At 65.0% G+C, this 19,509-nt stretch carries 17 protein-coding genes; 10 read left to right on the top strand and 7 right to left on the bottom strand.

Annotated elements, in window-relative coordinates; all coding sequences use genetic code 11:
* Positions 1–143 precede the first annotated feature (143 nt).
* From C1706_RS14085 to C1706_RS12395, 4 genes are all read left to right on the top strand, one after another.
* Positions 144–302, top strand: a complete 159-nt coding sequence (locus C1706_RS14085; protein WP_164987551.1) for a hypothetical protein — start codon at positions 144–146, stop codon at positions 300–302.
* A complete protein-coding gene (locus C1706_RS12410; RefSeq protein ID WP_129459565.1) occupies positions 278–877 on the top strand; it encodes a class I SAM-dependent methyltransferase in 600 nt (199 codons plus the stop codon). Before C1706_RS14085 ends, C1706_RS12410 begins: the two co-directional genes overlap by 25 nt.
* A gap of 135 nt (positions 878–1,012) precedes the next feature.
* Positions 1,013–2,323, top strand: a complete 1,311-nt coding sequence (locus C1706_RS14080; protein ID WP_164987550.1) for a hypothetical protein — start codon at positions 1,013–1,015, stop codon at positions 2,321–2,323.
* A 122-nt stretch (positions 2,324–2,445) separates the two neighbouring features.
* On the top strand, positions 2,446–3,090 hold the full coding sequence (locus C1706_RS12395; protein ID WP_129459562.1) for an NAD(P)H-binding protein: 645 nt from the start codon (positions 2,446–2,448) through the stop codon (positions 3,088–3,090).
* 67 nt (positions 3,091–3,157) lie between these two features.
* Here C1706_RS12395 and C1706_RS12390 read toward each other — a convergent pair whose 3' ends face one another.
* The 3 genes from C1706_RS12390 to C1706_RS12380 are packed head-to-tail and all read right to left on the bottom strand — an operon-like array spanning position 3,158 to position 6,764.
* Complete coding sequence (locus C1706_RS12390) at positions 3,158–3,817, bottom strand: hypothetical protein (protein WP_129459561.1); 660 nt, start codon at positions 3,815–3,817, stop codon at positions 3,158–3,160.
* Positions 3,817–5,094, bottom strand: a complete 1,278-nt coding sequence (gene ilvA / locus C1706_RS12385; protein ID WP_241653566.1) for a threonine ammonia-lyase IlvA — start codon at positions 5,092–5,094, stop codon at positions 3,817–3,819. The genes C1706_RS12390 and ilvA overlap by 1 nt, the downstream gene beginning before the upstream one ends.
* Positions 5,091–6,764 carry a DNA recombination protein RmuC gene (locus C1706_RS12380; protein WP_129459560.1) on the bottom strand — a complete coding sequence of 558 codons (1,674 nt, stop codon included), beginning with the start codon at positions 6,762–6,764 and terminating at the stop codon, positions 5,091–5,093. The genes ilvA and C1706_RS12380 overlap by 4 nt, the downstream gene beginning before the upstream one ends.
* Positions 6,765–6,875: 111 nt before the next feature.
* Between C1706_RS12380 and C1706_RS12375 the strand changes: the two genes are divergently transcribed.
* Complete coding sequence (locus C1706_RS12375) at positions 6,876–8,141, top strand: M18 family aminopeptidase (protein ID WP_129459559.1); 1,266 nt, start codon at positions 6,876–6,878, stop codon at positions 8,139–8,141.
* 14 nt (positions 8,142–8,155) lie between these two features.
* On the opposite strand, the gene C1706_RS12370 is transcribed toward C1706_RS12375, so the two are convergent.
* Positions 8,156–8,635 carry an OsmC family protein gene (locus C1706_RS12370; RefSeq protein WP_129459558.1) on the bottom strand — a complete coding sequence of 160 codons (480 nt, stop codon included), beginning with the start codon at positions 8,633–8,635 and terminating at the stop codon, positions 8,156–8,158.
* A gap of 87 nt (positions 8,636–8,722) precedes the next feature.
* On the opposite strand from C1706_RS12370, the gene ychF reads away from it, so the two are divergent.
* Positions 8,723–9,796: a redox-regulated ATPase YchF gene (gene ychF, locus C1706_RS12365; protein ID WP_129459557.1), complete on the top strand. Its 1,074-nt coding sequence runs from the start codon at positions 8,723–8,725 to the stop codon at positions 9,794–9,796.
* 299 nt (positions 9,797–10,095) lie between these two features.
* On the opposite strand, the gene C1706_RS14665 is transcribed toward ychF, so the two are convergent.
* Positions 10,096–10,983: a transposase gene (locus C1706_RS14665; protein ID WP_206661129.1), complete on the bottom strand. Its 888-nt coding sequence runs from the start codon at positions 10,981–10,983 to the stop codon at positions 10,096–10,098.
* A gap of 121 nt (positions 10,984–11,104) precedes the next feature.
* On the opposite strand from C1706_RS14665, the gene relB reads away from it, so the two are divergent.
* The 4 genes from relB to C1706_RS12335 all read left to right on the top strand — a co-directional run bounded on the left by relB (position 11,105) and on the right by C1706_RS12335 (position 17,504).
* Positions 11,105–11,320, top strand: coding sequence for a type II toxin-antitoxin system RelB family anti-toxin (gene relB / locus C1706_RS12355; protein ID WP_129459556.1), 216 nt, complete (start codon positions 11,105–11,107; stop codon positions 11,318–11,320).
* A gap of 240 nt (positions 11,321–11,560) precedes the next feature.
* Positions 11,561–13,129: a type I restriction-modification system subunit M gene (locus tag C1706_RS12345; RefSeq protein ID WP_129459555.1), complete on the top strand. Its 1,569-nt coding sequence runs from the start codon at positions 11,561–11,563 to the stop codon at positions 13,127–13,129.
* Entirely contained in the window at positions 13,126–14,373 is a 1,248-nt protein-coding gene (locus tag C1706_RS12340; RefSeq protein WP_129459554.1) for a restriction endonuclease subunit S, read from the top strand. The genes C1706_RS12345 and C1706_RS12340 overlap by 4 nt, the downstream gene beginning before the upstream one ends.
* Positions 14,370–17,504, top strand: a complete 3,135-nt coding sequence (locus tag C1706_RS12335) for a type I restriction endonuclease subunit R (protein WP_129459553.1) — start codon at positions 14,370–14,372, stop codon at positions 17,502–17,504. Before C1706_RS12340 ends, C1706_RS12335 begins: the two co-directional genes overlap by 4 nt.
* A 473-nt stretch (positions 17,505–17,977) precedes the next feature.
* Here the strand turns inward: C1706_RS12335 and C1706_RS12330 are convergent, their stop codons facing one another.
* Together C1706_RS12330 and C1706_RS12325 are read right to left on the bottom strand one after the other, a co-directional pair.
* Complete coding sequence (locus C1706_RS12330) at positions 17,978–18,544, bottom strand: hypothetical protein (RefSeq protein ID WP_129459552.1); 567 nt, start codon at positions 18,542–18,544, stop codon at positions 17,978–17,980.
* Positions 18,531–19,310 carry a hypothetical protein gene (locus C1706_RS12325; RefSeq protein WP_129459551.1) on the bottom strand — a complete coding sequence of 260 codons (780 nt, stop codon included), beginning with the start codon at positions 19,308–19,310 and terminating at the stop codon, positions 18,531–18,533. The genes C1706_RS12330 and C1706_RS12325 overlap by 14 nt, the downstream gene beginning before the upstream one ends.
* Positions 19,311–19,509: the final 199 nt, after the last annotated feature.

The following is a 19,509-nucleotide window of genomic DNA, read 5'->3' as shown; positions in this document are numbered from 1 at the left end:
GCCTGATCCCCGCGAGGAAAACGTTCTCCCTGCCGCTGAGAACAGCGTCGTGCATGGGGTGCTGTTTTGTTTGTGAGGGCACTGGGGTTGCGTGGACGCTGCGCCTTCCTCGCGGCTACCGGCACGGTCGTAGCCTGAAGGGTATGGACAGCCAGGAGCGAGGTCAGCGGGCGGCAGCCTTCCTCAACACGGGTTCGGACTATCACCGGTTGCGTCCGACCTACCCGGACGACGCGCTCGATTGGATGCTTCCTGCGCGAGCGCGTGACCTGCACGAATGGGGGCTGGGACGGGGCTGCTGACCGACTCCCTGGTAGCGCGGAGATTGCGGGTGATCGCTGTGGATCCGTCGGCGTCCATGCTCGCGGAACTGGCGGCTCGCCACCCCGACGTGCCCCGGGTGGTCGCTGCCGCGGAGCACTCAGGGCAGCCCGACGAGTCCGCTGATGCGGCCCTCGTCGCGCAGGCCTGGCATTGGCTGGATCTGATCGCCGCCGCGCAGGAGGCCGCCCGGGTGCTGCGCCCCGGCGGGCGTCTTGCCATGATCTGGAACCAGCGCTTGCTCGCCAACGAGTGGCAGCGGCGCTTCGACGCGGTGCAGCCCGACCCCCGCGGGATCGATGCGGCGCAAGGCGCCGCGGAGGTATCCCCCTCATTCTTTGGCCCGAGGGAGGAGTGGTCGAGCACCTGGCAGCGGGAGGTGTCCGCCGGGGAGTATCTCGCCTTGTATATGACGCATTCGCCTTTCCTCGTGGCCTCCGCCGACGAGCGTGCTGAACGGCTCCGCCGTTGGCGGGCGCTGCTGGAGGAGCACGGTTCCGAGACGCTGACCGAGGAGTACGCCACTTACGCCTGGCGCTACACCCGACAACTCTGAACCTGCTAGGGGCGTGGAACTGCCGCGTGGCGCGCGCCACAAGCGCGTCGGCCCCGCCGTGTTAGCCTCGCATTCATGCACGCCCACCCCCTTGTGCCAGTACCCCCGCGCCCTCACGGCCGCAGACGCCTCAGCGTGATTGCCGTCGCGGCGGTTGCGCTGACCCTCAGCGCCTGCACCCCGGCGGTTCCGCGATCGCCGCTCGTCGATCGGGCAACCCCGGCGCCCATCCCTACGCTGACGGGGCCGACCGTCTCCGCAACCCCCTTCACCCCCGACGCGGACGACGCGCCCACCAGCACCCCGCTGCCGTCGGAAGCGGAAGCTGAACCGACCGCGCACCGAAGCGTTCCTGCCTCGTCGGCGCCCCGGCCAGACACCCCCGCAACACCCCCGCAGGCCCCGTCCGCCCCGGTGAGGCCCGCAGCGCGCCAGGCAGAAACGGGGGCGTCTGAAACCCCCGCATCACCGCGCTCGGGCGTCCCTGCCGCGCCGACACCCGCTTCAGGTTCGCCGTCGCGAGGCAGCCAGGCCGCCCGGCAGCGCCCCGCACCCCAACCGAGCCCCACGGGTGCAGCGGGCGGCTCCCCGACGTCGTCGACGCCCGCATCCCGGCCCTCAGGTGCCGCGCCCACCTCCGGGGCTCTCACGCCGACCCGGGCGGCGCTGACGCTCGTCAGCGATGACGCGATAGCTGACGTCACCCGTCAGGCCACCTCCTGGTACAAGACGTCTGGCCCGACCCGCTTCTACGCAGACTCATCCTCCGGCCCGCAGGCGGTCGTGATCCCGCGTCAGTATGTGCTCGGGGCCCGCGACGCGGCCGTGGAAGGCAGCCGGGTCCGCGTCGACTACCGCGGCGTCAGCGGTTGGGTTGATCTGGGCGATGTGAAGCAGGTCGACAAGACGACAGTGGGGGCAACGCTGGACTCCTACACCGACCAGGAGTATGCGGCGGTGCTGCAAAGTCAGGTGGCGGCTTTTTGCCCCGATGTGCGCTACGACGTCAGCGCGTCCCCTGACCGGGCAGGTAAGTACAACGCGTCACACAGTGCCGTGTTCTCCACGGTCGATGGCGTGAAGACGGCGACCTCCAGCATCGCTATCAATTTCGGGCGTAAAGACCTGCCGGATCCGGAATTCTCGTTGGTGCGGTCCATCAACTCCCACGAATGCGGGCATGTGGTGCAGTTCCGCGTCTATCCGCCAGACCCGCAGACGGGCGCGTTGAATGGTGGGCTGGGGGAGGTCTCGGAGAAGTACTGGGGCGGAACGGACAAGCCCGGCGAACACTTTGCTGACTGCATCGCCGATCAGATGGGGGTGTCGCGGTCGGGGGAATCCTGGAACACATCGGGGCGCTGGATCTCGGGCTATGGGCGCGAGTGCAGCCCGACCCAAGCCGATGTGGCTCGCCGGGTGCTGGCCGGAGAGCGGGTCTCGTGAGGCGCCGCACGGTGGCGTGCGGCTCGCCGGCGCGGGGCGGGGACGGAGTTCTTCGCAAGTCCACGCACGGGTGAATCCGGACAGCCGCTGACATAGGCAGTGTGCGGCGCTAGATTCGACGGATGGACGTCCTTCTCATCGGTGGCCACGGCAAAGTGGCGCTGTTGTTGACCCCGCTCCTCGCCGAGCGTGGAGACCATGTTGAGTCGGTGATTCGCTTTAGCGAACAAGCGGACGCGGTGCGCGCTGCGGGGGCCACGCCCCTGGTATGCGATGTCGAACAATGCGGCACCGAGGATCTGACGTCCTTGGTCTCTCAGCATGACGCGGTGGTGTGGTCGGCTGGTGCCGGAGGTGGGGATCCGATGCGGACGTATGCCGTGGATAAGGACGCGGCGATTCGGTCGATCGATGCGGCCATCGCGGCCGGGGTGCGCCGCTACGTCATGGTGTCGTACTTCGGTGCGAGCCTGAATCATGACGTGCCCGCGGAAAGCCCCTTCTTCCCCTACGCGGAGGCCAAGGCGGCAGCCGACGCCTACCTGCGCGCCAGCGATCTGGCCTGGACGATCGTCGCGCCGAGCGCCCTGACGCTGGAACCCGCCACCGGACGCATCGATCCCGACGCCCCCGCCGCCGGGTCCGTGAGCCGAGCGGACGTCGCGGCCGTGGTGGCCGCTGTGCTGGCCGACCCGAGCACCATCGGGAAGACGATCCCGTTCAACGCGGGCGATCTGACGATTGCGGAGGCTCTCGCCCGGGTGTGATGGCCGGGGAGTCTCCGCGAAAAGTCGTCGTCGGTGCAGTCCGCCCCGACGAGATGCGGGCGCTACCTCAACGAGCAGCCGGGTTGTCTCCGGCGCCGGTGGCGTCCCGGGGCCGTGGGGGCAGGGAGCGGGAGCGGACGCCCGCGCGGGCCAGTTCGAGGTCGGCTAGCGCGGCTAGGGCGGCGGGTTCTCCGGTTCGCCACGCGCCAACCGGATCCGGGCCGATGCTCCGCAAGGCCCCCACAGGCTGGGTCGCGAGGGCGCGTAGGCCGAGCAGATCAGTGCCATCCACGGTGCCCGCTAGCGCCGCGACCTCGGCGGCGCGACGGGCGAACGCGATGCGACGCGGCAACCAGATCACGATCATGAGGGCCACAGGGATCACGAACGCCAAGGCCCCCGCCACGGTGGCGGTCTGTTCGATGGCCGCCACTTGCGTCGCCGCGGATGCGGACAGGTCGTGGAGCGTCCCCGACATCCCATCGAAGGGCTGGCGCAGGCCGCCCCCCACCCACGGAATGCCTGCGGCCTGGTTGGCGACGTCCGCCGTCTGCGTGCGAAGGTCGTCGGCGAGTCGACCGGCTTGCCGTGACGGCTCGGCTACTGCACGGATCACCCCGTCGGTGAAGCGCCCCACCCACCACCACGTGATCCCCCAGGCGACCACGAACAGGTCGGCGAGGATTTGGCGCGTGAGGCGCCACGACGGGCGGGCGTAGACCTGCATCAGAGCATGAATCGATAGAACGGGCTGGACGGGTCTACGCGTTCAGCTTTGATCGGGCTGCGGTCGATGCGCTCCAGGAGGCCCGGCAGGCTGGTCGGATCCCCGAGTTCGATGCCGACGAGTGCAGGGCCGATTTCGCGGTTGCTGCGCTTGACGTATTCGAAGTGGGTGATGTCGTCATCGCGGCCAAGGACCTCGTCGAGGAACCGGCGCAGCGCTCCTGGCTCCTGCGGGAAGCTGACGAGGAAGTAGTGCTTGCGACCCTCGTACACCAGAGATCGTTCGACGATCTCCGCATACCGGGACACGTCATTGTTGCCACCAGAAACCACGGCGACGACGACCTCGCCGGGGCGGGGCGGATCCAGCCGCAGCGACGCGCAGGCCAGCGCCCCGGCAGGTTCGGCGATGATCCCGTCGGACTGATACAGCGCGAGCATCTCGGTGCAGATGGCGCCCTCGGGGACCGACAGCAGGCGCGGGTTGTGCTGAGCAGCGATGGCGAAGGTGAGATCCCCGGCGCGCCGGACAGCCGCTCCGTCCACGAACGTGTCGATGGTGCCCAGGGTGGTGGGGTGCCCGGCGTCCAGCGCCGCCGCCAGGCAGGCCGCACCGGTGGGTTCCGCGGCGGTGACGGATGTCTTGGGGGAGCGTGCATCCAGCCAGACGAGGCTCCCCGCAAGGAGACCGCCGCCACCCACGGGCAGGATGATCCGGTCAGGTTCACGGCCAAGTTGTTCGACGGTCTCCTTGGCGACGGTGCCTTGCCCAGCGATGGTGCGCGCGTCGTCGAAGGCGGGGACGATGACGGCGCCGGATTCGGCGGCCGCCTGCTTGGCTGCGGCGGACGCCTCGTCGTAGGCGTCTCCCACCACGACAAGCTCGATGAACTCCTTGCCGAAGTGGCGCATCCGATCGCGCTTTTGGCGCGGTGTCGTGGAGGGGACGAAGATTCGGCCGCGGATACCGAGGGCGGCGCAGGCCATCGCTACCCCTTGACCGTGGTTGCCCGCGGATGCGGCGATGACGCCTGCCGCACGTTCGTCGTCGGTGAGTTGGGCGATGAGGTTGTAGGCGCCCCGGATCTTGTAGGACCGCACCGGCTGGAGGTCCTCGCGCTTCAACCAGACCTGCGCACCGGTCGCCTCGGAGAGGCGTTCGTTGTACTGAAGTGGGGTCTCGGAGATGACCCCGGCGAGGCGGCGGCTCGCGGTGTCGACGTCGGCAGCGGTGACGGGCAGCGGCTCGCGGCGGCTACCGACCGGAAGGTGGCTCACCCGGCCATTGTGCCGCGCTCACGTTCGGCCTCGCCGTCGGCGTCGCCGATGAGATCCAGGAGAGGGGGCTCGCCCCGGTGGAGGTCGGTGGCCTCGGGGAAAGCGTCATCGGGGTGCCCGGCCTGCGGGGCGGGGCCCCCGCCGAGGGTCTCGGCTTCGGCCGGGAGGCCTCCCGGGGTGAGTTCACCCCGGCGTGTGCGCCCGACCGCGGAGGGCACCGCGGTGGCGTCCTCGACGAGTTCGGGGGCCGCGATCTGCCGCAGCGGTTCCTCGACGGTGGTTAAGGTCGCCAGGTCGGCGGAGGTGACGTTGAGATCCCGGAACCGGCGCGCCGTCACCATGACGCGGGTCTCGAGCGACCCCACCGACGCGTTGTACGCCTTGACCGCGCTGCCAAGGGCTCGACCGAGCCGGTCGACGTTGTGCCCCATGCGGCCCAGGCGGTCGTACAGTTCCCGGCCGAGTTGGGAGACCTCGGCGGCGGCCGTCGCCAGTTTGGCCTGCTTCCAGCCATAGGCGATGGCCCGCAGGAGCGCGATGAGCGTCGTCGGGGTCGCCACGATGATGTCGCGCGCGTTGGCGTATTCGTGCAGGTCGGGGATGAGACGCAACGCCTCGAAGCCGAGCGCCTCGTTGGGGATGAACAAGACGACGAACTCGGGCGTGCCCGGATCGGCCTTCCAGTAGTTCTTGGACGACAACTGGTCGACGTGGGTGCGCACGTTCTTGGCGAACAGCCCCAGCAGGCGGTCTCGTTCGGCGTCGTTGTCGGTCTCTTGCGCATCAAGGAAGGCGGACAGCGGAACCTTCGAGTCCACGTAGATGAACTTACCCTCGCTGAGGGTCACCTTGAGGTCTGGTCGGATCACGCGGTCTTCGCTGGTGGCGGAAGTCTCCTGCTGGACGAAGTCGCAGTATTCGAGCATGCCCGCCATCTCTGCGACCCGCTTGAGTTGGAGTTCGCCCCAGGCACCCCGCACCTGCGGCTTACGCAGCGCCGTCGCGAGCGCGTTGGTTTCGCGACGCAACTGCTCGCCGGTGAACTGCACGGCACGGACCTGGCCGGCCAACTCCGTCGACATCTGGACGCGGGCCTTCTCCACCTCGGAGAGGCGCGTGTTGAACGCAGCCAGGCTCTCCTTGATGGGGGTCATGAGTTGCTCGGTGGCCTTGAGGCGCTGCTCAGCGCTCGCATCAGCCTTGCGGCCCTGATCTTCGAGGGCCCGACCTGATAGCACGGTGAACTCTTTGACCAGGGCGTCCCGGTCGGCAGCGATCTCGGTGGCACGGGCCGTGGCGACGTCTCGAGCCGCATTCGCGGCGACCACCTTGGCCTCCCACGCCGCTGCATCGGCCTGTTGCGCCGCTGCCGCCGCTTGGGCTCGGGACGCCTCAGCCCGCGCTTCGGCCACGGCGCGATGGGCGCGCTCCGTTTCGGTTCGTGCCTCCTGCATCTGTGCCACGGCCTGACTGACGCGTACCTCGGCGGCGGCGATGTCGGCGCGGGCGCGTTCGGCATCGGCGCGGGCCGTCTGCTCGGCCGCCCGCATCCGCTCACTGGCGACCTCGGTGGGGGAGCCCGGGGCGCGGCGCAGCACCAGCCACGCGCCCCCCGCACCGAGGGCGACGCCGATCAGGAGGGCCACCAGGAGAATGCCGACGTTGTCCATGTCGGTGATCGTGCCAGGAGGCTCCGACAATTGGGGCGTCCCCCGCGGGAATGCCCCCGGGTTGTTCCCACGCCCCGGTCATAGGTCCCCTGGTGGGGCAGGATGGAAGTCATGGACGCCCGTGCACACATCGACGACTTGGCAGCCTTCATCACCGCCTCGCCCAGTTCCTTCCACGCCGCCGCTGAGGCGGGTCGCCGCCTCGCTGCGGCGGGTTTTGCTGAGCAACAGGAAGCGGACGCCTTCGCGGCGACCCCGGGCAGCGGCTATCTCATCCGCGACGGCGCGATCGTGGCTTGGCGCTGCCCCGCCCACGTCGATCCTGCGCGAAGCGGGTTCCGGATCGTCGGCGCGCACACCGACTCGCCCGCGTTGAAGCTCAAACCGCAACCCAGCGCGTCCGGTTCGGGCTGGCAGCAGGCCGCCGTGGAAATCTATGGCGGGCCGCTGCTCAATCAGTGGCTGGACCGCGAACTCGGTGTCGCCGGGCGGGTGATCACCCGGGAGGGGCGTCAGGTGCTCGTCTCGACGCCCGCATGGCTGCGCGTGCCGCAGGTGGCGCCGCACCTGGATCGTTCGGTGAACGAATCGCTGCATCTGGATCGCCAGCAGCACCTCAAGCCGGTGTACGCGGTGGGGCGCCCCGACCTGGATCTGCTGGAACTCATCGCTGCGCAGACAGGTCTGGACGCCGCCGACGTGGTCGCGCACGACCTGTACTGCCATGTCACGCAGCCGCCGACCGTGTTCGGCCCGACGGGGGAGTTCTTCGCGTCCTCGCGGCTGGACAACCTCTCGTCGGTGCACGCAGGCGTGGCCGCGCTGCTGGCCGCCGAGGAGGGCGACGACATCACCGTCGTGGCGGCGTTCGATCACGAGGAGGTCGGCTCCGGGTCACGCTCGGGGGCGGCCGGGCCGTTGCTGGAGCAGGTGCTGCGCCGCATCGCTGGGGCCCTTGGCGTCGAAGGGGAGGCCTGGCAGCGGATGCTGGCGCGCAGTTCGTGCATCTCCGCGGACGCCGGGCATGCTGTGCACCCGAACTATCCGCACCTGCATGACCCGGATCACCGACCGCTGCTGAACGCGGGCCCCCTGCTCAAGCACAACGCGAACCTGCGCTACACGACGGACGCCGCGGGCAACGCCTTGTGGCGCCGGGCCTGCGCCGCCGCCGACGTGCCGGTGCAGGATTTCGTCAGCAACAACGCCGTCCCGTGCGGCTCCACGATCGGCCCCATGACGGCCGAGCGCTTGGGGCTGGTCATGTGCGATGTCGGGATTCCGCTGCTGAGCATGCACTCGACCCGCGAACTGGCCGGAGTCCAGGATCCGGGGTGGCTGGCCGCCGCGCTGAGCGCCTACTACGCGGGAGCCTGAGGCCGAGCCGAGCGTCACTCGGGCGTGGGGCGTGCCATGAGTGTCTCCGGTTCGATGCGGACCTCGAACGCGACCGAGTTGGCGATGAAGCACCACTCGTGGGCGAGCGCGTGGGCCGATCTGGCGGCGTCCACCATTGCGGCGTCCTCGACGGTGACGTGAGGGCGCAACGTCACGGAGGTGATGCGTCCGCCGTTGCCGGATTGGGTGAGGGCAGCGGTGGCGGTGTCGCGATAATCCACGACCACGACCCCGAGCGTGACGGCGGCATGCAGGTAGCTGAGCAGATGACACTCGGCCAGCGCGGCAACGAGGAGTTCCTCGGGGTTCCAGCGGGTGTCATCCCCGCGAAAGTGGGGATCGGCTGAGGCGAGCAGGTCGGGTTTACCTGCCCCGTGCAGCGTGACGGCCCTGTCGTAGTCGCGGTAGCCGCTGGTGCCCGTTCCGCGGTTCCCCGTCCAGGTGAGCCCCACCCGGTACTCGTGCTCGCTCATGCCCCGAGTCTGCGGAGCGGCGGGAGCCCGGTCAAGACGGGCCAGGCGTCGGCGTCCGGGCTCATGGTTCCCATAAGATGGTGGATTGTGGCTCTCACCATCGGAATCGTCGGGCTCCCCAACGCGGGCAAGTCCACCTTGTTCAATGCGCTGACGCGCAACAACGTCCTCGCGGCGAACTACCCGTTCGCGACGATCGAGCCGAACGTTGGGGTGGTGGGGGTGCCGGATCCGCGGCTGGCCAAGCTCGCCGAGGTGTACGGGTCGGAGAAGATCATTCCGGCCACGGTCAGCTTCGTCGACATTGCGGGCATCGTGAAGGGCGCCTCCCAGGGCGAGGGGATGGGCAACGCGTTCCTGGCCAACATCCGTGAAGCGGACGCGATCTGCCAGGTCACCCGCGTGTTCGAGGACGCCGACGTCACCCACGTCGACGGGTCGGTGAACCCCAGCAACGACATCGAGACCGTCACCACCGAACTGATCCTCGCCGACCTGCAAACGCTGGAGAAGGCGCTGCCCCGGGTGGAGAAGGAGGCGCGGATCAAGAAGGAGACGCGCCCCAAGCTGGAGGCCATGCAGGCCGCCCAGGAGGTGCTCAACTCCGGCACCACGATCTTCGCGTCCGGCATGGACACCACCGACCTGCGTGACCTGTTCCTGCTGACGGCCAAGCCCTTCATCTACGTGTTCAACTGCGACCAGGACGAACTCGCCAACACCGAACTCCAAGAGCGGATGCGGGCCCTCGTCGCCCCCGCGGACGCCGTGTTCCTCGACGCCAAGTTCGAATCCGAACTTGTCGAAATGGATGAGGACGAAGCCCGAGAGTTCCTTGCCGAGATGGGCGTCACCGAACCGGGCCTGGACAAGCTCGCCCGCGCCGGATACGACACCCTCGGCCTGCAGAGCTACCTCACCGGCGGCCCCAAAGAGGCCCGCGCCTGGACGATCCCCCAGGGCGCCACCGCCCCCGAAGCCGCCGGGGTGATCCACACCGACTTCCAAAAGGGTTTCATCAAGGCCCAGATCGTCTCCTTCGACGACCTGATCGAGCACGGCTCCGAAGCCGCCGTGAAGGCCGCAGGCAAGATGCGCCTAGAGGGCAAGGACTACGTGATGGCCGACGGCGACGTGGTTGAATTCAGATTCAATGTCTAAAAAAGCCTTCTGACCAGGGGTTTTACCCTCGCAGCTTCCGATCTGGCTCGGCGGACGGGTTCCGATTTAACATCAGTTGCTAAGCGTTTGCCCCGCTGACCTGGGACTTTGATCGGCCTCTGCGGAGCTCCTGCAGAGGCCGATTCTGCTTTCTGCGGTGCGGGAGCGTCTCTGGGACGCAGTCTCGGCTGGCCAGCTCCGGGTTGGGTTCAAGCCGTTCGACGCGCGATCTCTCGGCAGGTGCGCTGACTCAATAAGCAGTCTGACTCGAAAGGCGGTCGCCTCAACGACGCCGCGGTTCACTGGGGCAGGTCTCGTTTGGCCAGAGTGCGAGTGATCTCGTCCCACTGGGAGCTCGCGATCAATTGGTTGTGCCGGCGCACGGCGGTCTGCCATGACCCGAACTCTGCTGGGAGCTCGCGCCACGGGATGCCGGTGCGGGTCTTGTAGAGAGCGGCGTCGACGATCGTGCGTATGTCAGTGCGCGGCCGCCCGCGGCGAGGGCCATCTTCTGTGTGAACGATGTGCTTGATCCAGCTCCATTGCTCATCTGTGAGTCGTTGATAGTCCGACTGGAGGCCCTCGATGTCGCTGCAGTCGTCACCATCCTTCGCCTGGTCATCGATTCGCACGGCTTTGACCACGCCGCGGATGACAGCGCATTCGGTGCATTGGACGGTTGGCTCCACGTAGCGAGGGGAATGCCCGACCAAGGTCTCGACGTGCTGGCAGGTCAGTTCCACTCGCCAAGTGGCGCTGCGGTCGATGTGCAACGAGGGTGGGTATAGGAGCTGTCGGAGCTCATCGCGCTGAGTCGGCGAAAGTGGCGGGAACGGGCAGCACAGATGGCAGTGCTCCACCCTGTTGTTCTCGAGACGCCAAACCCCCATGTTGCATGCCGTGTGCTCGGCTCGGAACTCGGCGTTGTCGGCATCGATCAGCGCAAGGCTCTCTTCATCAGTTCCCAGGGCTGGCTCACCGAGAAGGGCGCGCCCACACGCGCGACATGGTTCGCCCGCTGCATAGGCTTCGTGCGTCAGCTGCAGGTTGTCGCCTGCCCGCTCCCTCCGCTTTGCCTCCGCTGCTTGGGCCCACGATTCCGAGAGCAACGCGCGGCTACGCGGTGTGTGCAGGACGCGGGGGAGAGCTGTCGAGCTCCCGTCGGGGATCTGCTGCGAATCGGACATCGTCTCGCTCTCCTTCGAGGTCTGATGCGGTTGCAGCGCGAGTCGTGCGTGACCCGCCTGGACCGCAACTGGAAGCGATAACTTCCTGGAAGTCATGACTACCAGACCTGAGGCTGGATGTGTGACAGAACCGCTGAAGAAGGTGCTTGGGGCGCAGGTGCGCGACCTGCGTCTTGCGCGCCATCTGTCGCAGGAAGGTCTTGCCGAAGAACTCGGAGTGTCGACTCGGTACCTTGCCGGCATCGAGCGTGGGGAGCGCAACCTCACCCTGGACTCCGTCGATGCCCTGGCAGAGCAACTCGGAGTTGAGGCCCAGTCGCTGATCGTTCGACATTGATGCCCGCTGCGTGAGCTGGAGGGCCACTGCGTCACACCGGAGACAGATGCACTGCTCGATCGCCGGGCCACGTTCCCGATTATGGGCTGCGTCGACTCGTTGAACGTGACGGCCGCAGCGGCTGTGGCGTTCTACGCGACGCGGTGATGATGCGGGAGGCCCGAGTGTCAGTGGCACCCGATAGCGTGAGAGCAAACAACCCAACATCGTGATTGCGCAGCGGCGCGAGGAGAATGACCCATGGCACCGACCACCAAAGAGGCGCAGCGAGCCGAATTGCACAAGACGATCTGGCGTATCGCGAACGACCTGCGTGGCAGCGTCGATGGGTGGGACTTCAAGTCCTACGTGCTGGGCATGCTGTTCTACCGGTTCATCTCCGAGAACCTCACGGCGTACCTCAACAAGCACGAGCACGATGCGGGCGACGCGTCGTTCGACTACCGGCGGGTGGCGGATTCCGACGCGGAGTTCGCGCGCGACGAGGTTGTCGCGGAGAAGGGGTTCTACATTCTGCCGTCCGACCTGTTCGCCAACGTTCGCAAGCGTGCGGCGCGGGATGAGAACCTCAACGAGACGCTCGAGCGGGTCTTCAAGAACATCGAGGCGTCGGCGCTGGGTACAGACAGTGAGGAAGACATCAAGGGTCTGTTCGACGACCTGGATGTCAACAGCAACAAGCTCGGCCCGACGGTCGCCAAACGCAATCAGCAGCTGGTGAAGCTGCTCGACGCAATCGGTGATCTGCCGCTGGGGCGGTGGGAGGACAACTCGATCGATCTGTTCGGTGATGCCTACGAGTACCTGATGCAGATGTATGCGGCCAACGCGGGTAAGTCCGGTGGTGAGTACTACACGCCGCAGGAGGTTTCGGAGCTGCTGGCGCGCATCACTGTGGTCGGCAAGAAGCAGGTCAACAAGGTCTACGACCCGGCCGTCGGATCGGGGTCGCTGCTGCTGAAGTTCGACAAGGTGCTCGGGAAGAACAACGTCCGCCAGGGGTTCTACGGTCAGGAGATCAACCTGACCACGTACAACCTCGCGCGGATCAACATGTTCCTGCACGACGTGAACTACGCGGACTTCAACCTCGCGCACGGCGACACACTACTCGACCCCGCCCACTGGGACGACGAGCCGTTCGAGGCGATCGTCTCCAACCCGCCCTACTCGATCAAGTGGGAAGGCGACGCCAACCCGCTCCTGATCAACGACGAGCGATTCTCGCCAGCCGGCGTCCTCGCGCCGAAATCGAAGGCCGACCTCGCGTTCACGATGCACATGCTCAGCTGGCTCGCCGTCAACGGCACGGCCGCAATAGTCGAGTTCCCCGGTGTGCTGTACCGCGGCGGGGCGGAGAAGAAGATCCGCCAGTACCTTGTCGACAACAACTACGTGGACGCGGTCATCCAGCTTCCGCCGGACCTGTTCTTCGGCACGACGATCGCGACCTGCATCCTCGTGCTGAAGAAGTCGAAGAAGACCAGCGACGTGCTGTTCATTGACGCGTCAGCCGAGTTCAAGCGCGTCGGCAACAAGAACAAGCTGCTCGAGGAGCACCAGGCGAGGATCCTCGAAGCATTCACGACCCGCGGTCCCGAGGACTACTTCACCGCCGTCGTCAGCAACGAGGACATTGCCGCTAACGAGTACAACATCGCGGTGTCGTCGTACGTGGAGGCGGAGGATACCCGCGAGCAGGTCGACATCGTCAAGCTGAACGCCGAGATCGCGCGCATCGTGGCTCGCCAAGCGGAGCTGCGGACAGCGATCGACGAGATCGTGGCGGATCTGGAGGGCTCTAAGTGAGCCGCATCGATGACCTGATTCAGGAACTTTGCCCGGACGGGGTGGAGCATACTGGCGTTCTCGATATCGCCGACTATGTGCGTGGCATCACTTACAGCAAGAACGACGAGGATTCAGCGGGGGAGATTCAGGTGCTCCGCGCCAACAACATCACGCTCGCCTCCAACACGCTCAACTTTGAGGAGGTGAAGCGTGTTTCAAGTCATGTCCGTGTTCGCGAAGCACAGCGCCTGCGAGCTGGCGACACACTCATCTGTGCTGGCAGCGGTAGCCGCGATCACATAGGCAAGGTCGCATACATTCGTGAGGACATCGAGCAGACGTTTGGTGGCTTCATGGCGGTGCTTCGCACGACTGATGCGCGTGTGGAAAGTCGATTCCTGTTTCATCTTCTCACGGGTGAGCGATTCAAGACTCACCTCGATCGCTCGCTCTCGACCTCGACTATCAACAACTTGAACGCCAGCGTGATGCGTGGGTTCCGCGTCCCCGTGCCGCCTCTCGAGGTCCAGCGCGAGATCGTGCAAGTATTGGATAAGTTCACCCAGTTGGAAGCGGAGCTGGAAGCGGAGCTGGAAGCGGAGCTGGAAGCGCGGCGCGCCCAGTACAAGCACTATCGCGACGAACTCGTGGGTGCCAACGGTAGGCGAAGAATCAGGCTCGCCGATCTAGGGACATTCGTTCGAGGCCGCCGGTTCACCAAGAATGACGTCGTTGAGTCGGGTATCCCAAGCCTCCACTACGGAGAGATCTACACTGCCTACGGGACTTCTGCGACACAGGCCTTGCGGAATGTTCGAGCTGAGCTGCGGGATCAGCTTCGTTATGCGCAATCCGGCAGCGTTGTGTTCGCTGGCGTCGGCGAGACAGTCGCAGACGTGGGGAAGGCAGTGGCTTGGCTCGGTGAAGAGCCGATCGCGACGCACGACGACACGTTTACTTTTAGCTCCGAGCTCAACCCGAAGTACGTGGCATATGCGGTTCAGACTGCTGATTTCCATCAGCAGAAGGAGCGCCACGTGTCGCGCGCAAAGGTCAAGAGGTTGTCGGCGATGGGTCTTGGCGCGATTGAGATCCCTGTGCCATCGCTAGAGGAACAGGAATCAATCGTCCGCTCGCTTGACAAGTTTGACGCTCTTGTGGGCGACATCAGTACCGGTCTCCCGGCAGAACTCGCTGCCCGTCGCAAGCAGTACGAGCACTATCGTGATCGGCTGTTGACGTTCAAGGAGCTGGCGTCGTGAGTGATGCGCCGGCGCATACGTACGATCCGATCGCTGTCTCGTCGGAGAGTACGGTTGTCGCTGAGTATGTTCACGATCCGTTGCAGGCTGATGCGTATCAGTCGGAGTCTGGGCTCGAGAAGGAGTTGATCCGACTCCTTGAGGGGCAGGCGTACGACTACCTGCCGATCACGTCGGAGGCGGAGCTGGTCGCGAACGTGCGCATTCAGCTCGAGAAGGTCAACAGGATGATCTTCTCGGATGCCGAGTGGGAGCAGTTCTTCACAACCAAGGTCGCAGGTGCCAACGACGGCATCGTCGAGAAGACTGTGCGTGTGCAGGAGGATCACGTCCAGATCCTCAGGCGCGACGACGGGACGACGAAGAACATCGCGCTGATTGACAAGACGAACATCCACAACAATCGACTGCAGGTCATCAACCAGTACGAGATCGCGCGCGGCGATGGTGACGCTAGCGATGGTGGTGCGAAGTATGCCAACCGTTACGACGTGACCGTGCTGGTCAACGGGCTGCCGATGGTGCACATCGAACTGAAGCGTCGCGGCGTGGACATCCGGGAGGCGTTCAACCAGATCAACCGGTACCAGCGCGACAGCTTTTGGGCGGGCTCGGGCCTGTTCGAGTACGTGCAGCTGTTCGTGATCAGCAACGGCACGCTCACGAAGTACTACTCCAACAGCACTCGCAACAGGCACCTGGCCGAGCAGAAGAAGTCTGGTGGTGCTGGCAAGGGCAGGAAGACGAGCAACTCGTTCGAGTTCACTAGCTGGTGGGCGGATGCGAACAACAAGCCGATCACCGAGCTGACGGCGTTCGTGAAGACCTTCTTCGCGAAGCACTCGCTGTTGAACATCGTGACGAAGTACTGCGTGCTCACCGCGGATCGGGACCTGCTGGTGATGCGGCCGTACCAGATCGTCGCCACCGAGCGGATCCTGCAGAAGATCCAGATCTCGACCAACTACAAGACGCTCGGCACACTCGATGCCGGAGGATACGTCTGGCACACGACCGGATCGGGCAAGACGCTCACTTCGTTCAAGGCAGCGCAGCTCGCATCGAAGATGCCGAGTGTGGACAAGGTGCTTTTCGTCGTCGACCGCAAAGACCTCGACTACCAGACGATGCGTGAGTACGACCGGTTCGAGAAGGGTGCGGCGAACTCGAACACGTCCACGGCGGTGCTGAAGAAGCAGCTTGAGGACCGTGGTGCGCGGATCATCATCACGACGATCCAGAAGCTGTCGACGTTCATCAAGGCGAACAAGGGCCACGAGGTGTTCTCGGGCCACGCGGTGATCATCTTCGATGAGTGCCACCGTTCGCAGTTCGGCGACATGCACACCGACATCACACGCGCCTTCAAGCGGTACAACCTGTTCGGGTTCACCGGCACGCCGATCTTCGCCGCGAACGCCAGCAGCGGTGGCAACCCCCAGCTGCGCACGACCGAGCAGGCGTTCGGCGACAAGCTGCACACGTACACGATCGTCGACGCCATCACAGACAAGAACGTGCTTCCGTTCCGGATCGACTACATCAATACCATCAAGGTCGGAAACCCCGACGACTCGCAGGTGTCAGCGATCGACCGTGAGCGAGCTCTCCTGGATGTGCGTCGGATCCGGGACGTCGTGGCATACACCCTGGAGCACTTCGATCAGAAGACGAAGCGCTCGTCGAGCTACGAACACGGCGTCGTGATGAACGTCGCCGACTCGGTGCGGGGCAGGCGTCAGGCTGAGGCGGTCAAGGAACGGAAGCGGGTTCGCGGTTTCAACGCCCTGTTCGCGACCGCGTCGATCGATGCCGCACGCCGTTACTACAACCAGTTCCAGCTGCAGATGGAGGAGCTGCCACCGGACAAGCGGCTGAAGGTCGGGCTGATCTTCAGCTACGGTGCGAACGAGGCCGAAGCCGACGGCATCCTCGATGACGAAGCGTTCGACACCGATGCGCTCGACCTTGACGCGCGCTCGTTCCTGGAAGACGCGATCCAGGACTACAACGACATGTTCGGGACCAGCTACGACACGAGTGCCGATCGGTTCCAGAACTACTACAAGGACCTGTCGCAGCGGATGAAGAACCGCGAGATCGACCTGGTCATCGTGGTGAACATGTTCCTCACCGGCTTCGACGCGACGACCCTGAACACGCTGTTCGTCGACAAGAACCTGCGCGCCCATGGCCTGATCCAGGCGTACTCGCGCACGAACCGCATCCTCAACTCGGTGAAGACCTATGGCAACATCGTCGCCTTCCGCGACCTCGAGGAAGAGACGAACGCCGCGCTGGAGCTGTTCGGCAACAAGGATGCCCGCGGCGTCGTCCTGTTGAAACCGTACGGCGACTACTACGGCGAGTACGTCGACAAGGTCACGGAGCTGCTCACGCACTTCCCGATCGGGCAGCAGATCGTGGGGGAGCAGGCGCAGAAGGACTTCATCCAGCTGTTCGGCGCGATCCTGCGGCTGCAGAACATCCTCACATCGTTCGACGACTTCGACGGCAACGATCCACTCACCGAGCGACAGCGGCAGGACTACACCAGCATCTACCTGCGGCTCCGCGACGAGTACACGCGCGACCGCGACAGCGACAGAGAAGTCATCAACGACGACGTCGTGTTCGAAATCGAGCTCGTCAAACAGGTCGAGATCAACGTCGACTACATCCTCATGCTCGTCGAGAAGCTCCGCGCCGAGAAGGGCGACGGCGACGACAAGGAAGTCCGTGCCGAGATCACGCGCGCGGTCGACGCGAGCCCGACCCTGCGCAGCAAGCGCGACCTCGTCGAGGACTTCGTCGAGTCGGTGTCGCTGCAGTGCGCGGTCGATGAGCAGTGGCAGTCGTATATCTCCGCGAAGCGCGAGGCTGAGCTTCAGGAGCTCATCGAAGCGCACAAGCTCAAGCTGGAGGAGACGCAGTCGTTCGTGGATGAGGCGTTCCGGGACGGACAGCTGCGCACGGCGGGAACTGAGATCACCCGCATCTTGCCGCCAGTGTCACGGTTCAACCGCGAGTCCAACCACGGCGACAAGAAGAAGCGGGTCATCGAAGCGCTCTCCAGATTCTTCGAGCGGTTCCGCGGACTTGCCTCGGGGGATGAAGATTCTAGGGGCTGAGGCCAGCGCGAACATCGCTGGCGGTGCAGCCGCGTGCACGCCTCTATTTTCACAATCAGCCAAGCACGCAAGGGTCGGCACGATCCTCGATCAACCGCGCATTGCTTCTTTCGCGACAGTACGCGATACCTGTCGGGCCGCCTTTGTCGTGCCGACACTCGGACAGACCTGCCTGTTCGATTGGGATTCGCGTCGCGAGTCCACGAGTGGTAGTGACCTCGATTTACCCGCCGGACTCGCCCGGCCCGTCGGCCCCAGCCACATCTCGACCGGAGCGTCTCAAGGGGTACTCGCAAGGCGATCGTGCTATCTGGCACCTGCGATGCGGGACGATCAGCCGTCAAGACGAGGCGGGGAGTTCTCGATACCCGGCCGTTACGTGACGCGCGGTCGAGCGTCACGCGCATTCCGATCCCGAAGGGATTCCTTCCGAGCGCGCCCGGGGCTAACGCGCTGGGCAGGGTGGACTAACTCTAGTCCCAGTCGACCATCGCCCCGCTGATGATGTTGTTAATTAGGCGTTCAATGAACACGACGACTTCTTCGCGACCAACGACGTAGCCGGTCGGATGCCCGCAACGGTTCCTCGTCTTTAAAGCATCTTCGAGAATGCTGCGCGCGTTCTTGTTGAACAACCCGGCGTCTTCGCAAATCAGCAGCAGATTCCCGTCGTTGACATACAGTAAGTCGTTCTTCTTCCTGATCTTTCGGTAGAAGCTCGCCTTCTCGTAACGCTTGAAGTTCTCCGTTTCGAGGAGTTTGAATCCCTGTCGATGACCCTCGATCACAGAGTAGATGTGCTCCATAGTGGCCGCCCACACCATCAGCACGGCGCCGCGATATGCGCCAGCTTCGTAACAGTCCACTGCCTCATCCAAATACGGACGGTAGTTCTCTGGTGCGTTCTTCGTGGCGTCTCGCAGCGAGTGAAGAGCCTGTGCTGGAGCCTGCCGCGCGATGTCGGTTACGGGCAGCCGATACGCCTCCTGGAACTCTCGGAGCCGTTCAAGATTAGGTACCGAGTCCTCACTCGCAGTCATCGGTGACGGGCTTGTCGAGGACGTAGCGAGCCATGTTCTTGAAGATTTCTCGCACAGTGTCCGCAGTGGCGTCGGCTGCGATGTGAATCTCGACGTTGACGTGCACGCTCGGGCTGGTCGATACGGAAACTGTGGGCGTAGGTGCGGCCATGGCCGGAGCTGCCTCAGGCGCAACTGCGGGTGTCGGAGTGTCAGCGGTCGTTGTTGCCTCGGCCTCCGCATCCTCGACAACCTCTGATTCGGTTTCTTCCGCTGAAGGAGCCCCATTCACCATCATGTCTATGTCAGCGAGATCGAAGGTGACGCGGGTCTCCTTCCCGCTACGGCCGACCACGAAGGTTCCCAGCCCCGCTCCGCCGACGATGCGTCCGAAGGTCACCGCACCAGAAGCGAGCGTCGAGCCGCTCAAGCCGCCAAGGGTGTCCTTGTGGGACGTCTCCCAGTATTGTCCGATTTCAGACGTTGTCGCCTCAGACCGCTTGCCGTAGTGGACCCATTCCAGAGTCGCCTGGTACAGCTCGACGCTCGACAACACCTCGCGGAGTGCGGTGCTTTGGTCGGTGTTGAACTGCTGCCCCCGAGGGGTCGTCCGAAGATTCCCGCCGTCGCGGAGGATGAGACCAAACTCAACCATCGCGCTAACCTTGCGATCGTCGACCGATCCGAGAGCCTTCTCGATCTTTGCCGGTTCCACCCAGCCGATCTGCTTTCCGAGGTAAGCGAGCAGCTTTTGAATGTCCTCGACAGTGGTCTTGATTGGAACCACGATCTCCTCCTTGAATCACGCTTGCGGGACACACTACCGGTAAGAGGGCGTCGGGTCGCGATAGGCGTCACTCTGAGCCGCCCCCTTCATTCGGTCCGGACGTTCTGTGAGTCGTCGGTTTCCATTTGATGGGTGCACTGCCGAGCGTACTCGGCTGGGGTTAGGTAGCCGAGCGAGGAGTGCCGGCGGTGGTGGTTGT

Source organism: Propioniciclava flava (genome assembly GCF_004126535.1).
GTDB lineage: Bacteria > Actinomycetota > Actinomycetes > Propionibacteriales > Propionibacteriaceae > Propioniciclava > Propioniciclava flava.
Note: the sequence above shows the minus strand (reverse complement) of the source record. Positions and strands in the feature narration are given on the sequence as shown.